This is a genomic window from Acinetobacter johnsonii, assembly GCF_048551975.1.
GTDB lineage: Bacteria > Pseudomonadota > Gammaproteobacteria > Pseudomonadales > Moraxellaceae > Acinetobacter > Acinetobacter johnsonii_A.
The window spans coordinates 61,954-76,822 of record NZ_JBIMCF010000014.1 but is presented as its reverse complement, the minus strand read 5'-3'; the positions used below and the strand labels follow the sequence as shown (position 1 = coordinate 76,822).

Here is a 14,869-nt window from a genome sequence, read left to right as displayed (position 1 = left end):
TGCCAGAATTACATCCTAGATAGCTCAGAGCATGGTCACCAATAAACTGACGTTTGCAGTCTTTGCATTGGTAGTTTTGTTTCCCATCTACTTTGATGCCATTTTTCTTTATACTGTCACTGAGGCAGGTTGGACATTTGTTTTCTAGAGTTATTTGCATTTCTCTATTTTATCAAAATTCAACCTGCTTTTTTTAGCATACTTTTTGATACACCACCAAAATAAATATAACAAACGATATAATTATTTTTTTAAATTTATGCCGCTTTTTTATGTCATTGCTTTTCACGATTTGCGCATTGCATTTTGTTGCGCAGCTAAGTCCCGGTCCTGATGTCTTGCTGATTGCCAAAAGTTCAGCTTCGACCACACAAAAAAACACTTTAAAAACTATTTTAGGTATTTCCGTTGGCATCGTCGTTTGGGTGGTTTTAACCTTGTTAGGTTTTACCGTACTCATCGAAAAAATGCCATGGATTCAACAGGTATTGATGGTGATTGGTGGGGTATTCCTTGCACGTATGGGTTGGCTGATGTTGAAAGCAGGCCTCAGCACAATATAGCAAGAAGCCTTGCTAGATGATGGTAAAAAACTGCCTCCACCAAAGGCAAACCATTATTTCATGTCAGGTTTGCTGACTAACTTGTCCAACCCGAAAACGCTAATTTATTTTAGTAGTGTGTTTTCATTGGCACTAAGTTCTAGCGCAAGTCCCTATTTAAAAATGCAACTTGCGGTCATTATTCCCATTCAAACTTTTATGACTTTTGCACTGCTGATGATACTTTTGTCATTACCTAAAATTAAGGCGGCATATCAGCGTTCAGGGAGTTATATCGACATTTTTTCTGGCGGGTTGTTCCTGATTTTTGCTTTATGGCTTTGGTACGATGCTCTCGCAATCTACATCTAAGTCATTTTTAAGCTCTTGAGATGATTGAGCCTGTTCCAAGCTAGACACTTCGTCTTTTTTACTTTGCGCATAACGGTTGGGCTGCAATGTCGCTTCGGTATTTTCTGAGCCCTTATAGCTACGACTGCGGTTGGCACGTTCGCGTAAACCGCCTTTTTTAATCAACTGAACCATTCTTTCTTCCTCATCGTTGCATCTTATTTTAATAAACAATCGCGAGAAAACTAAAGGGTTTTCAGCAAATACTTTGGAATACGTCAAAAACTATTATTTTACAAAATGAAATTGTCATGATTCGGTGTTATAAAGAGGAATATGCGTTAAATCAATTGATTAATCTTTTAGTGTAAGCCGTTGCTGACATCACTTCAGGTGAATTGCGCTTGAGTCTCAACAAATACTCACATAAGATAAATGAATCTAACATTCTGTGAGGCAGGGTGATGGACAATAAAAACAAGAAAGGACAAAAACAAGGGGGTAAAGCCATGCTCTATCAATACCACTGCGCATGTTGTGAAACAGTTGTCGCGTCAACAGATAAAGACTGTCCAAACTGTGGATCACATAATATTCAAAGTCCTTTTGGATTTTGGATTTTCTGTATTGTTGCATGTCTTGCAGCAGCGATTATAGTTAAATCTGTACAAGTCTATTTGGCCGACCGAAACAGTGAACCCGCTGCGGTAACATCATTGTTTGATGTGTTGAATCATGAAAACAAGCCTAAGTAGTGGAGTTCAATGACTTCACGACTGAACAACTGATGCAATATTTTTCCATCAGTGAAAATAAAGAAACCCGCATTAAGCGGGTTTTTTTTGGATCAAACTTATAGACCAGCTGAAGCTTTAAGTGCTTCCACTTTGTCTGTTTTTTCCCACGTAAATGCTGTATCTGAACCTTCACGACCGAAGTGACCATAAGCAGCTGTTTGCTTATACATTGGTTGAATCAGGTCGAGCATACGAGTGATCCCGTATGGACGTAAGTCGAAGTGTTCACGGACTAATGCAATGATCAACTCTTCAGATACTTTTGCTGTATTGAAGGTATTGATCGAAATAGACGTTGGCTCAGCCACACCAATGGCATAAGACACTTGAATTTCACATTTGTCTGCAAGACCCGCAGCTACGATGTTTTTCGCAACATAACGACCTGCATATGCAGCAGAACGGTCAACCTTAGATGGATCTTTACCAGAGAACGCACCACCACCGTGACGTGCCATACCACCGTAAGTGTCTACAATGATTTTACGACCTGTTAAACCACAGTCACCCACTGGACCACCAATCACAAACATCCCTGTTGGGTTGATGTGGAATTTGGTGTCTGCATGGAACATTTCAGCAGGGATCACTTTTTTCACGATTTCTTCAATCACAGCCTCTTTTAAGTTGCTTTGAGAAATTTCAGGATCGTGCTGGGTAGATAATACGACTGCGTCTAAACGAACAGGCATGCCATTTTCATAAGCAAAAGTCACTTGGCTTTTTGCATCTGGGCGTAACCATGGCAAAGCGCCACTACGACGTAGCTCAGCTTGCTTTTCCATTAAACGGTGTGCATATGAGATTGGAGCAGGCATAAGCACGTCAGTTTCACGGCTTGCATAACCAAACATTAAACCTTGGTCACCTGCACCTTGATCTTCAGGCTTTTGACGGTCTACACCTTGAGCAATTTCCGGTGATTGTTTACCAATCATGTTGATCACAGCACATGTTGAACCATCAAAACCAAGGTCAGAATGGTGGTAACCAATGCCATTTACGGTTTGACGAACAATCGCTTCAAAGTCCACATTTGCAGTTGTTGTGATTTCACCTGCAAGTACTACCGCACCCGTTTTTACAAGCGTTTCACAAGCAACCCGCGCATATGGGTCTTCTTTTAAGATCGCATCCAAGATAGCATCACTGATTTGGTCAGCCATTTTATCTGGATGGCCTTCGCTTACAGATTCCGAGGTAAATACAGCGTACTCGCGCATAAGTCCTATCACAGTTAATTTAAAAGACGCAATATGGTACATCGACTTAGACATTTGAGCCAGTTCTAGACGACCAAAATGACTGAATTTATTTCAATTCAACGACTTTTTATCTGATATAAGCATCTAAAAAATTGATATAGCGTTTATTTTTAGTTCGAAATGACAAAGTAAAGGCTTTTGGTTCAAAGTCTATAGGTCCGTATCATGAGATTTTTTGCTTTGATTATATCTAAATGTAAAACAATAACTTGCTTAAGTTTGTGTTGGCTTGGGTGTTAGGTTGGTAAAGAAAAAATGCTCAAAATATGCATCATAAAAGAATCTATAATTTGTACTAATTCATGAATAATTTAAAAAAGTGAATAAAATTCACCGTGAATGTTTAATTGTATGTAAAAAATACAAATGTATCTTGTGATGTGTTTGATACTCAAGGATAACGGTTTGTTCTGATTAGTGAATAGTGTGGCCGAACTATATTTTTAAAATTGATGATTCTATTGTGTAGAATTTGAACCGGAGAAAATCTAGAGAGGCATTTCTGAGTGAAATTGTTGTGATTTTAGGCAATGCCCGCATTTATTAGACATGGATGATGAATAAATAGCGAAATATTGTCCATTAGGCTTTACCCATTCCTATTTTTTTAAGACAATACACCTATCTTTGAATTCTATTCATCTTACTCTTTAAATCATTTGTTTGGACTCTGACCTATGACAACCCCGCTTAACGAACGTCGTATTGCAAACGCAATTCGTGTATTGGCAATGGATGCTGTGCAAAAAGCAAACTCTGGACATCCAGGTGCGCCAATGGGGATGGCTGATATCGCTGATGTGGTATGGCGTGAGTTTTTCAACCATAACCCGACTAACCCTCAATGGGCGAACCGTGACCGTTTTGTACTATCAAATGGTCATGGCTCTATGCTGCAATATGCGTTATTGCACCTTACGGGCTATGATTTATCAATTGAAGATTTAAAAGCATTCCGTCAACTGCACTCTAAAACGCCGGGTCACCCAGAATTAGGTTATGCACCAGGTATTGAAACGACAACTGGCCCGCTTGGTCAGGGGATTGCAAACGCAGTTGGTTTTGCTCTAGCTGAAAAAACCTTAGCAGCGCAGTTCAACAAAGATGAGATGAGCGTTGTTGATCATTTCACTTACTGTTTCTTAGGTGATGGCTGTTTAATGGAAGGTGTTTCTCACGAAGCATGTTCACTTGCAGGCACACTAGGTCTAGGTAAACTGATTGCTTACTATGACGACAACGGTATTTCGATTGATGGTGAAGTAGAAGGTTGGTTCTCTGACGATACAGAGCAACGTTTCTTGGCTTATGGTTGGCAAGTACTTAAAGCTGATGGTCATGATGCAGATGCATTACGTGCTGCGACTTTGCAAGCAAAAGCTGAAACGAAAAAACCAACGATCATCATCTGTAAAACGATTATTGGTCTAGGTTCACCAAATAAGCAAGGTAAAGAAGACTGTCACGGTGCGCCGTTAGGTAATGACGAAATCGCATTAACACGTGAAGCATTGGGCTGGACTGAAGGTCCATTTGAAATTACTGCTGACGTTTATGCAGCATGGGATGCAAAAGAAAAAGGGATGGCTTCTGAAGCAGCTTGGAATGAATTATTTGCGCAATATGCAGCAAAATATCCAACTGAAGCAGCAGAATTGAAACGTCGCCTTTCAGGTGAATTACCTGCTGAATTCCTTGCTCAAGCAGATGCATTTATCGCCGAAACTAATGCAAAAGCTGAAACGATTGCTACGCGTAAAGCAAGCCAAAACACATTACAAGCATTTGGTCCATTATTGCCTGAACTATTAGGCGGCTCTGCGGACTTGGCGGGTTCTAACTTAACACTTTGGAAAGGTTGCCAAGGCGTTCAGGACAATCCTGCGGGTAACTACGTACACTATGGCGTACGTGAGTTTGGTATGACTGCTATTGCAAACGGTGTTGCGCTTCACGGTGGTTTTATTCCTTATGTTGCAACATTCCTTATGTTTATGGAATATGCACGTAATGCAGTGCGTATGTCTGCGTTGATGAAACAACGTGTAATCCATGTATATACACATGACTCAATTGGTTTGGGTGAAGATGGTCCAACGCACCAACCTGTAGAGCAAATTGCGTCTTTACGTGGTACACCAAACTTAAATACTTGGCGTCCATGTGACACGGTTGAAGCTGCTGTGTCTTGGAAGTCTGCACTTGTACGCTCAGAAGGTCCAACTGCGTTGATCTTCTCTCGTCAAAACCTACCATTCCAAACACGTACAGATGCACAAATTGCAAATGTAGCGAAAGGTGGTTATGTATTGGCTGAAGAAAAGGGCGAATTAAAAGCGATTATTATTGCGACGGGTTCTGAAGTATCTTTAGCAATGGAAGCACATGCACAACTTGAAGGTGTGCGTGTCGTGTCTATGCCATGTGCTGAAGAATTTGTGAAGCAAGATGCAGCATACCGTGAAGCGGTTCTTCCATCAAAGATTCGTGCACGTGTTGCTGTTGAAGCAGCACATGTAGACTACTGGTGGAAGTTTGTAGGTTTAGACGGTCGTGTAATTGGTATGACGACTTATGGTGAATCTGCACCTGCGAAAGACTTATACCAATACTTCGGTATTACCACTGAAGCAGTTGTTGCTGCGGTAAAAGAATTGACAGCTTAATTTTTAAAATTAACTGTTTGAAGGACGCTCCAGTTTAGGGGCGTCTTTTATTTTGAATGGTGTATATAATATGCAAGCTGCTGCTGAACTAGCTGCATAAATTTTAGGTGATGATATGAGCTTGTACGATCAAATTCATGATGAAGTTGTATTGATGGATGCGGGCGAACAGAAGTGGATTGGACCAGATCTACCTTTGGAAGCGATGGTTGCTGTTGAACTGTTATTGCAAGATTTAGCAGAAGATAAGCAAATTAAGATCCGTCGTAAAAACCATGAAAAGCAGACAGGTATGAAGTTGATTGATAGGATTCTGATTGAAAAACTATGATGGTTGTCACGTCTAAAAGAAGCCTTATTGAAGCGATTCAATAAGGCTTTTTCTTTGTGGTTATTTTAGCTTAAATATAAGCCTTACAAAAATAAATAGTACTTTGAGAGCCAAATGGAAGTACGAAATATTCAAATTGTGCCACTGACAGAAATCGATCAGTCGATCTGGGTTACACTATGGCAAGCTTATCAGGTATTTTATCAGGTTGATTTATTGGAGCAGATATCTGAAAACACGTGGCATAAACTGACTGATTCTAAGCGTGAATATATGTATGGTTTGCTGCACTTATATAGCAGGTCGGCTTGTAGGCATTGTGGATGTGATAGAGCATGATAGTACGCATACTTACAAGATGTGTTTACCCATGAGGACTATCATGGGCTAGGAGTTGCAAGGGCTTTAATCGGACACGTCAAAATGCATACCGAAAAGCGAGCCTGTGATCGGGTTTATTGGCTCACCCATCAGAACAATTTGGTCGCACAACAACTTTATAATAAAGTCATGAGGCAGACAGGTTTTATTCAATATCGGGCGTAGCTAAGTCGCTACATTTAAAAACAATTATATCGTTCTAAAGTTGCAACATATCGTTTTATCTTTATAGCTGTATTCGTTGTAGAACTCTATAGACTAAGCAGTATTCCAATGTGAGATAAAAACATGAACTTTAAAGCTTTAACAATCGGTTTGGCTGTTGCAACTGCGACTACATTTGCTATGGCGAAACCTGTGGCCTATCAAATTGACCCTACACATACAGCAACAGTTTTCACATGGAGCCACTTTGGTTTTTCAACTCCATCTGCTAACTTCAGCGACATTCAGGGTGTAATTAATGTTGATAATGCAAAACCTGCAAATTCATCGGTGAATGTAACGATTCCTTTATCTAGCTTAAACACCAACGTAAAAGCTTTAGATGAACACTTACAAGCGGCTGATTTCTTTGATGCAGCAAAATATCCAAAGATCACTTTCAAGAGTACAAAAGTACAAGCGGTTGGTGCAAACAAATACAAAATCACAGGTGATTTAACCATTAAAAATGTGACAAAGCCTGTCGTTTTAGATGCCGTGTTGAATAAGCAAGGTGAGCACCCAATGACCAAAGCACAGTCAATTGGTTTCAATGCAACCACTTCATTTGACCGTTCTGCTTTTGGTGTAGGCGCATATGTGCCAAACGTGGGTGATAAAATCACTGTGAATATCACCACTGAAGCATCAGTTCCACAGCCTAAAGCTGCTGCAAAATAAGCGATATCTACCAAAAAAGCACCTCATAGAGGTGCTTTTTTGTGGCTGCTGTGAACTTAAAATTTAGAGCAAAATACGCATTGAGCGGATTATGGCTGAATTATTAAATTAGTGCTTTTAAATACGCTCTCAAAACTTGTCCAGAGACATGTTCTAGTTGAGCTACACAGCGTTGATTGTCTGCACGCAGTGCTGGAATGTTGATGTTTGCTTGACGAAGTTCAGCAGTATGCCCAATTAGCCATTTTTCTAAACCATCCGCTGCGACTTCAGGATGGAACTGTAAGGCTAGAATATTTTTGCCTACACGAAAAGCTTGGTTGGGATAAGCTTCTGAGCTGGCCAACAGTTCAGCTTGAGCAGGAAGTTCAAAGGTGTCGCCATGCCAATGTAGCACTTCAGTTCCTACCAGTGCTTGTAGTGGGTTCTGTTCAACGGTATTGAGCTGTAACTGATTCCAGCCAATTTCTTTGCTATGACCTACATATACTTTTGCACCGAGTGCATGTGCAATTAATTGTGCACCTAAGCAAATGCCTAAAGTGGGTAAATTCTTTTCTAAACGAACTTTGAGTAAGTCTATTTCTTTTTGTAAGAAAGGGTAGTCTTCAGTTTCATATACTCCAATCGGTCCACCTAAAATGACGGTTAGACCTGTGTAGTTTAACGCTTTAGCTAAGTCATCTTTGCCTGCTTCGAAATATCGTACCCGATAACCCAATTGATATAACACATCTTCCCATGCACCCAAATCTTCAAAAGCAAGATGCTGAATCGCGTATATGGTATCGGGTAGTGTCGTCATAGCAGGCTCGTTCACAGGGGGGTAAAGGAGTGTAAAAATGTACAGGGAAATGCGCAGAAGTTGAAGGCAAAAAATCAGAAAATATTTAGAAAAAAACTATAAATTCAATCCAAGATTTTACTTGAGCTATAGCATATTTTTAATCATCCATTTGCTTGAGCTTAAAATTTCTCGTTGTAGATGTTCATCCGCCATGCTGCGCTCCATGACGATTGCACCGTGTTTAGTCCCGGCATTTGATGGATCGGATCAATCTTAAAAAGTTCAGATTCATCTGTCCCCTGTTTGCAGATGAATTCGTAGGGAGTCAGGCCCCTGAGTGTTTTGAGTCTGCGGCCGAAGTTGTATGCAGCAATAAAATCAGCGAGGTGAATGCATAGCTGAGTGTGATCGTCGTAATGGAACCGTTTGACAGTAGCTTCTTTAACCGTTCGGTTCATCCGCTCGACCTGTCCATTGGTCCATGGATGCTTCACCTTGGTAAGACGATGTTCAATGCCACATTCAGTACAAACCCGATCAAAGATGTGCTCAGAGGCGTAGCGATCACAGGTGCGGTTCGTGAACTGGATGCCGTTATCTGTTAGCACTGTACGGATTCTATAGGGCACAGCCTTAACCAGATTGCGCATGAACTCCGTGGCTGCCATCTTACTGGCTTTAGTATGCAATTCAGTGAACGCAAACTTGAAAGTGCGATCAATGGCAACGAAGAGATAAAGCTTACCCTGTGCTGTTTACATCTCAGCGATGTCGATATGAAAGTAACCAATGGGGTAGCTCTTGAAGCGCTTCCTGACAGGGCGATCACCTTGTACCTCAGGCAGTCTTGAAATACGATGCCGCTGCAAGCAGCGGTGTAACGACGAGCGTGTCAGATAAGGAATACTGGGCTGCAATGCATAAAGGCAATCGTCTAGCGGCAACAAAGTGCGTTTTCGAAAAGCAACAATTGCCGCCTCATCTTCAGGCGATAACACGCTTGAGCGAGGATTCTTTGGGCCGGTTGTAAAATCATCTACTGAAGTACGTTTCTTCCATTTTGCGACGGTCTTTTGATTGATGCCGTAACGCTTAGCTAGCGTTCTTAAGCTCTCTTGACTATTTTGTATTGCTCGACGCACTGCCTGTGTCGTTGTGGCGCTGCTGTGTAGAACTTGCCCCATAGTGCTTCCTTCCATTTATCTGAGAATCTTGCACCATTAAAATCTGGGACTAAACACCTAGCTAAAAACCTAAGTTAACAGAACGCGCTATTTAGGATCAGCCGTAAAATCACGGCTGATCTGCTCCAAATTAAAATAATCGTTTAGGCGTACGTTCTGTGTCTAGACTTACCATTTCATGTTCATCTTTTAAGTCGACACCTGAGTAGCCGAGTTTCTTAGAACCACGCATGAGAGACATTAGTCGTTGTACTGCAACAGGAATGCTTAAGCCCGCAGGTCGAACATTTGAAATACAGTTCCGTTTAGCGTCCAACGTACCTGAGGTTGCTTTCCATGTATAGTAAATGCCCATACTATCAGGTGAGCTTAGGCCAGGCCTTTCACCAATCAGCATCACGAGCATAGTCCCGTGTAGGCACTCTGCAACTGGATCACCCAAAGCGACTCGGCTTCCAGTAGCAATCACCATCGGTGCAATGCTCCAGTGTTCCGCTTGCAATTGCGGGATAAGGTGCTGAATAAAAGGCACTGCATTTTCTTCAATCGCCCGTGCAGAGAGTCCATCACCAATCACAATGCAGACATCATAGTTTTGCGGGTTACTGGCTTTAAAGACCTCTAAGCCATGTTGTGAAGCTGGACTTAACAGGCGACCTAAGTCAGGACGTTTTAAGTATTCTTGCTTATTTTCAGCTTGACTGTGTACCGTCAGACTATCCAAACCTAGTGTATTAAAACTTGCAACTAAGTGTTCGACATCTAAAGCTTGATGTACCGCATCTTGCGCTTCCGCATGCGCCAGTTGAAATTTCAGCAGTTCATGGGTCGGGATGCTACAACCAGCGCGACCAATGGCGATACGAGCATCAGTAAATTTCTTTAAGTTTTCCCAAACATCCTGATGCTGTTCAGATTGATATTTTTCTAGAGGAACAAGTGACATAAGTTGCTCCTTATATATGTAAAAGTTTTTCAAATTGTGGTGGAATATGCTCCGGCCAGAGAATGTGCTGATGCTGTTGTTTAAAGATGCCTTGTTCTGCCAACCACAGATCAAACTCAGGTGCGGCTTTTAAGCCTAAAAGTTGCCTTAAATACAGCGCATCATGAAATGACGTGGTTTGATAGTTCAGCATGACGTCATCCGAACCTGGAATGCCCATAATAAAGTTCAAACCTGCTGCACCGAAAAGGGTGAGTAGTACATCCATGTCATTTTGGTCGGCATCGGCATGGTTGGTATAGCAAATGTCGCAGCCCATAGGTAAGCCTAGGAGCTTGCCACAAAAATGGTCTTCCAAGCCTGCACGGATAATTTGTTTGCCATTGTATAAATACTCTGGGCCAATAAACCCAACCACAGTATTTACCAGTAGTGGGTTAAATTTACGAGCTACTGCATAGGCACGGACTTCTAAGGTTTGCTGATCTACGCCGTGATGTGCATTACTAGATAAAGCACTGCCTTGACCTGTTTCAAAATACATCACATTTTGTCCCACAGTCCCACGCTTGAGAGCCAGTGTCGCTTCATAGCCTTCACGCAGTAATTCAAGGTTAATGCCGAAACCTTCATTAGCGCGCTGTGTACCTGCAATCGATTGAAACATTAAATCAATCGGCACGTTTTTCTCAGCCAGTTGAATCCCCGAACTGATATGCGTCAGTACACAAGACTGGGTTGGAATTTGATGCTCTTGAATAATATGATCAAGGAGTTTTAAGAGCTCAGATAAATTTTGTAGGTTATCGGTTGCAGGATTAATCCCAATGACGGCATCACCATTGCCATACATCAAGCCATCCAAAATACTAGCAGATATACCCAAGAGATCATCGGTCGGATGATTCGGTTGTAAACGGGTCGAGAGATGACCTTTTAAACCAATGGTGTTGCGAAATTGGGTGATGACTTCACATTTACTCGCAACCAAGATAAGGTCTTGATTGCGCATAATCTTACTCACCGCAGCAACCATTTCAGGGGTTAAACCGAGTGCAAGTTGTTGTAATTTCTGCGTAGTCGCATCTTCACTAAGTAGCCAGTTACGAAAGTCTCCTACGGTAAAATGTGAAATCGGCGCAAATAAATCACTACGGTGCTCATCGATAATCAGGCGGGTTATTTCATCCTGTTCATAGTCGATCAACACTTCAGTTAAAAACTGCTTCAATGGAACATCGGCCAATGCCATTTGTGCGGCAACACGTTCCGTGGCATTTTCCGCCGCAACACCTGCAAGTTGATCACCTGAGCGCAGCGGGGTTGCTTTCGCCATTAAAGTTTTTAAATCATTAAACACATAGTGCTGATGTCCAATCAACTTTTTATAAGCCATGTCATAGGTCCTTCTATAAGTCTTGTTCGGCCTTACGAATACTTTCAAACTCTTCTTCAGGTGTACCTTGAACGAGTCGATGGCGACTATGGAAAATAAAGTAGGCAATAAAGACCGCATAAATAGCGGCAGCTATAAACCAAACTTTAGGATCCACCACAAAACCAGCTATCACCGCAATACTGGCTAAAACCAAAGCAATTGATGAGGTGATAATCCCACCTGGGGTTTTATAGGGACGATGTAATTCTGGACGGCTGATACGCAGTTTAATGTGAGAAAGCATCATCAAGACATAAGAAATGGTCGCACCAAATACTGCCATCAGGATGAGCAGATCACCTTCACCTGTTAGGGACAATAAAAAACCAATGATGCCGGGAATAATAATCGCTAAATAGGGCGCTTTGTTTTTATTGGTCAGTGATAACGAGGTCGGTAAATAACCCGCACGGGATAAGGCGAAAATTTGACGTGAATAGGCATAAATGATGGAGAAGAAACTCGCAATTAAACCTGCGAGACCGACAAAGTTAACAAAACTGCCTAACCAGCTGTTTTGACCATAGACGGCTACCAGTGCATCAACTAAGGGTGCGCCTGATTCTTTAAGTTGTTCTGCACCAGCAGCACCAGCACCTAAGAACAGAATAAGTAGGGCAAAAGCGGCCAAAATCAGCATCGAACCAATCAAACCACGCGGTAGTGATTTAGATGGATCTTTAGCTTCTTCTGCTGCCAGTGGAACACCTTCCACAGCTAAAAAGAACCAAATCGCATAGGGTACCGCCGCCCAAATACCGATATAACCCATCGGTAGGAAGTTACTTGCTCCGATATTTTCAGTCGGTGTAATGTTAAATAAGTTGGCGCTGTTAAAATGTGGTGCCATTGCGATGATAAAGACAAAAAGAGCTACGGCTGCAATGGCGGTAATGACAAACATGATCTTGAGGGCTTCACCTGCACCTTTAAGATGAATGCCCATAAAAACCAGATAGCAGATGAGATAAATGATCCATCCACCGACACCAAATAAGGACTCGCAGTAGGCACCAATAAAGCATGCGATAGCCGCAGGGGCGATGGAATATTCAATTAAAATCGCCGTGCCAGTGAGATAGCCGCCAAATGGACCAAATGCGGTACGCGCAAAGCTATAGCCACCGCCCGCAGTGGGCAGCATGGTGGCCATTTCAGACATCGACAGGCACATGCATAAATACATGATGGCTACGACAACCGTTGCGATAAACATACCGCCCCAGCCACCTTGAGCAAGACCGAAGTTCCAGCCAGCAAAGTCGCCTGAAATGACATACGCTACGCCTAAACCGACTAATAATAGCCAGCCTACAGCACCTTGTTTCAGTTGCCTTTTTTCAAAATAGTCGTCAGATGTGCTTACTGTTGAAGTAGAGAGCCGAGTCGTTGAGCTGTTAATGGGAGAGTCGGTCATGTGAAGCTCCATATCTTGAGTTTTATAGATGGCTTGATGGATGCAATATTTATGCAATTTCAGTACCAAGCGACTAGACGTCCTGTCTAATATTTATATGACACAGTTTTGAATTATTGTTTTGATGTTTGATGTTTGATGTTTGATGTTTGATGTTTGATGTTTGATGTTTGATGTTTGATGTTTGATGTTTGATGGAGAAATGTTTAGGGTAACGAATCACCCTAAACACATAGAGAACTGTATACGAATAAGCTAAGTGCTTAGAAGAAGCCCATAGGCTTGGTTGCATAGCTCACAAGTAAGTTTTTAGTTTGTTGATAATGTTCTAACATCATCTTGTGGTTTTCACGACCAATCCCTGACTTTTTATAACCACCGAAAGCGGCATGTGCAGGGTAAATGTGGTAACAGTTGGTCCAAACGCGACCCGATTGAATTGCACGACCTGCGCGGTAAGAGGTATGTGCTGAACGTGACCATACACCAGCGCCTAAACCATAAATCGTGTCGTTGGCAATTTTAATTGCATCGTCAAAGTCTTTGAATGTTGCCACTGAAAGTACAGGGCCAAAAATTTCTTCTTGGAAAATTTTCATGTCATTGGTGCCTTTGAAAATGGTTGGTTCAATATAGAAACCAGAACCCACTTCATTACGCTCACTACCACCTGTTAGTACTTGTGCACCTTCACCGCGACCTGTTGCGATACAACCCAAGATTTTCTCTTGTTGTTCCAGTGAAGCTTGCGCACCAATCATCGTTTCTGTATCGAGCGGGTGACCTGTTTTAATGCGTTTCACACGTTCAACTGCCATTTCAAGGAATTTATCTGCGATACTTTCTTGAACTAAAGCGCGCGATGGGCACGTACAGATTTCACCTTGGTTAAGCGCAAACATAGCAAAGCCTTCGAGTGCTTTGTCTAGGTAGTCGTCATCTTGCGCCATAACATCTTCAAAGAAAATATTTGGAGATTTACCACCAAGCTCCAAAGTCACTGGAATGATGTTTTCAGTGGCGTATTGCATGATCAATTGACCGACTTGAGTCGAACCTGTGAATGCAATTTTGGCAATACGTGGATTGGTTGCCAATGGGCGACCAACTTCTACGCCGTAACCATTGACTACGTTTAGTACGCCTGCAGGCAATAAATCTTGAATGAGTTCAATTAAAACCAAAATGCTCGCAGGGGTTTGTTCTGCAGGTTTAAGTACAATACAGTTACCCGCAGCCAAAGCAGGAGCAATTTTCCATGTTGCCATCAAAATTGGGAAGTTCCATGGAATGATTTGTCCTACCACGCCTAATGGTTCGTGGAAGTGATAGGCAATGGTATCTTCATCAATTTCAGAAATGCCACCTTCTTGCGCACGGATACAACCTGCGAAATAGCGGAAATGGTCAATGGCTAAAGGAATGTCCGCTGCAAGTGTTTCACGAATCGGTTTACCGTTATCCCATGTTTCAGCCACAGCCAATTTTTCTAGATTTTGTTCTAGACGATCTGCAATTTTAAGGAGTAAATTTGAACGTGTAGTAGGAGAAGATTTGTTCCATTGTTCTTTGGCTTTATGCGCAGCATCCAGTGCAAGCTCGATGTCTTCTACAGATGAGCGAGGGACTTTTGTAAAAACTTTACCGTCGACAGGAGAGATATTTTCAAAGTATTCACCTTTTACTGGAGCAACCCACTCGCCACCAATAAAGTTGTCATACTGTGCTTTAAATTCTACTTTAGAACCAGATTGGTTAGGGTCTACATAGCGCATATTGAAGTTCCTTTGCTTATTGATTTTTTAAAAGCATCTACAGCTTTGGTATAAGGTACATCTGTACAATATTTAAGTAGCATAACTAATATAAGGTTGGAAAA

At 41.8% G+C, this 14,869-nt stretch carries 12 protein-coding genes and 3 pseudogenes; 6 read left to right on the top strand and 9 right to left on the bottom strand.

Going from position 1 to position 14,869, the window contains the following annotated elements; all coding sequences use genetic code 11:
- Nucleotides 1–160: transposase-like zinc-binding domain-containing protein (locus tag ACG9ZB_RS11580; RefSeq protein ID WP_419325922.1), on the bottom strand; the 160-nt coding region annotated here is incomplete at its 3' end.
- Nucleotides 161–272: 112 nt separating this feature from the next.
- Between ACG9ZB_RS11580 and ACG9ZB_RS11575 the strand changes: the two are divergent.
- Nucleotides 273–914, top strand: a pseudogene (locus tag ACG9ZB_RS11575) (LysE family transporter).
- Here the strand turns inward: ACG9ZB_RS11575 and ACG9ZB_RS11570 are convergent.
- Nucleotides 876–1,088 carry a hypothetical protein gene (locus ACG9ZB_RS11570; RefSeq protein WP_058951840.1) on the bottom strand — a complete coding sequence of 71 codons (213 nt, stop codon included), beginning with the start codon at nt 1,086–1,088 and terminating at the stop codon, nt 876–878. The pseudogene ACG9ZB_RS11575 and the gene ACG9ZB_RS11570 sit on opposite strands and share 39 nt — an antisense overlap.
- Nucleotides 1,089–1,402: 314 nt before the next feature.
- On the opposite strand from ACG9ZB_RS11570, the gene ACG9ZB_RS11565 reads away from it, so the two are divergent.
- A complete protein-coding gene (locus ACG9ZB_RS11565; RefSeq protein ID WP_419325920.1) occupies nt 1,403–1,648 on the top strand; it encodes a hypothetical protein in 246 nt (81 codons plus the stop codon).
- 98 nt (nt 1,649–1,746) lie between these two features.
- Here the strand turns inward: ACG9ZB_RS11565 and metK are convergent, their stop codons facing one another.
- A complete protein-coding gene (gene metK / locus ACG9ZB_RS11560) occupies nt 1,747–2,913 on the bottom strand; it encodes a methionine adenosyltransferase (protein ID WP_004984924.1) in 1,167 nt (388 codons plus the stop codon).
- Between the two features lie 719 nt (nt 2,914–3,632).
- On the opposite strand from metK, the gene tkt reads away from it, so the two are divergent.
- The 4 genes and pseudogenes from tkt (at nt 3,633) to ACG9ZB_RS11540 (ending at nt 7,218) form a co-directional block, all read left to right on the top strand.
- On the top strand, nt 3,633–5,621 hold the full coding sequence (tkt, locus tag ACG9ZB_RS11555; RefSeq protein ID WP_419325916.1) for a transketolase: 1,989 nt from the start codon (nt 3,633–3,635) through the stop codon (nt 5,619–5,621).
- Nucleotides 5,622–5,736: 115 nt separating this feature from the next.
- Entirely contained in the window at nt 5,737–5,952 is a 216-nt protein-coding gene (locus tag ACG9ZB_RS11550) for a hypothetical protein (RefSeq protein WP_004696769.1), read from the top strand.
- A 114-nt stretch (nt 5,953–6,066) separates the two neighbouring features.
- Nucleotides 6,067–6,498 (top strand): annotated as a pseudogene (locus ACG9ZB_RS11545) (GNAT family N-acetyltransferase).
- Nucleotides 6,499–6,621: 123 nt separating this feature from the next.
- Nucleotides 6,622–7,218 carry a YceI family protein gene (locus ACG9ZB_RS11540; protein WP_004984916.1) on the top strand — a complete coding sequence of 199 codons (597 nt, stop codon included), beginning with the start codon at nt 6,622–6,624 and terminating at the stop codon, nt 7,216–7,218.
- 103 nt (nt 7,219–7,321) lie between these two features.
- Here ACG9ZB_RS11540 and ACG9ZB_RS11535 read toward each other — a convergent pair whose 3' ends face one another.
- From ACG9ZB_RS11535 to ACG9ZB_RS11510, 6 genes and pseudogenes are all read right to left on the bottom strand, one after another.
- Entirely contained in the window at nt 7,322–8,023 is a 702-nt protein-coding gene (locus ACG9ZB_RS11535; protein WP_419325914.1) for a glutamine amidotransferase, read from the bottom strand.
- A gap of 161 nt (nt 8,024–8,184) precedes the next feature.
- Nucleotides 8,185–9,189, bottom strand: a pseudogene (locus ACG9ZB_RS11530) (IS481 family transposase).
- Between the two features lie 130 nt (nt 9,190–9,319).
- Nucleotides 9,320–10,135 carry an ethanolamine ammonia-lyase subunit EutC gene (eutC, locus tag ACG9ZB_RS11525; protein WP_419325912.1) on the bottom strand — a complete coding sequence of 272 codons (816 nt, stop codon included), beginning with the start codon at nt 10,133–10,135 and terminating at the stop codon, nt 9,320–9,322.
- Between the two features lie 10 nt (nt 10,136–10,145).
- Complete coding sequence (locus tag ACG9ZB_RS11520) at nt 10,146–11,531, bottom strand: ethanolamine ammonia-lyase subunit EutB (RefSeq protein ID WP_419325911.1); 1,386 nt, start codon at nt 11,529–11,531, stop codon at nt 10,146–10,148.
- 13 nt (nt 11,532–11,544) lie between these two features.
- Entirely contained in the window at nt 11,545–12,990 is a 1,446-nt protein-coding gene (eat, locus tag ACG9ZB_RS11515) for an ethanolamine permease (RefSeq protein ID WP_419325910.1), read from the bottom strand.
- A gap of 263 nt (nt 12,991–13,253) precedes the next feature.
- Nucleotides 13,254–14,765, bottom strand: coding sequence for an aldehyde dehydrogenase family protein (locus ACG9ZB_RS11510; protein WP_078388662.1), 1,512 nt, complete (start codon nt 14,763–14,765; stop codon nt 13,254–13,256).
- Between the last annotated feature and the right edge of the window lie 104 nt (nt 14,766–14,869).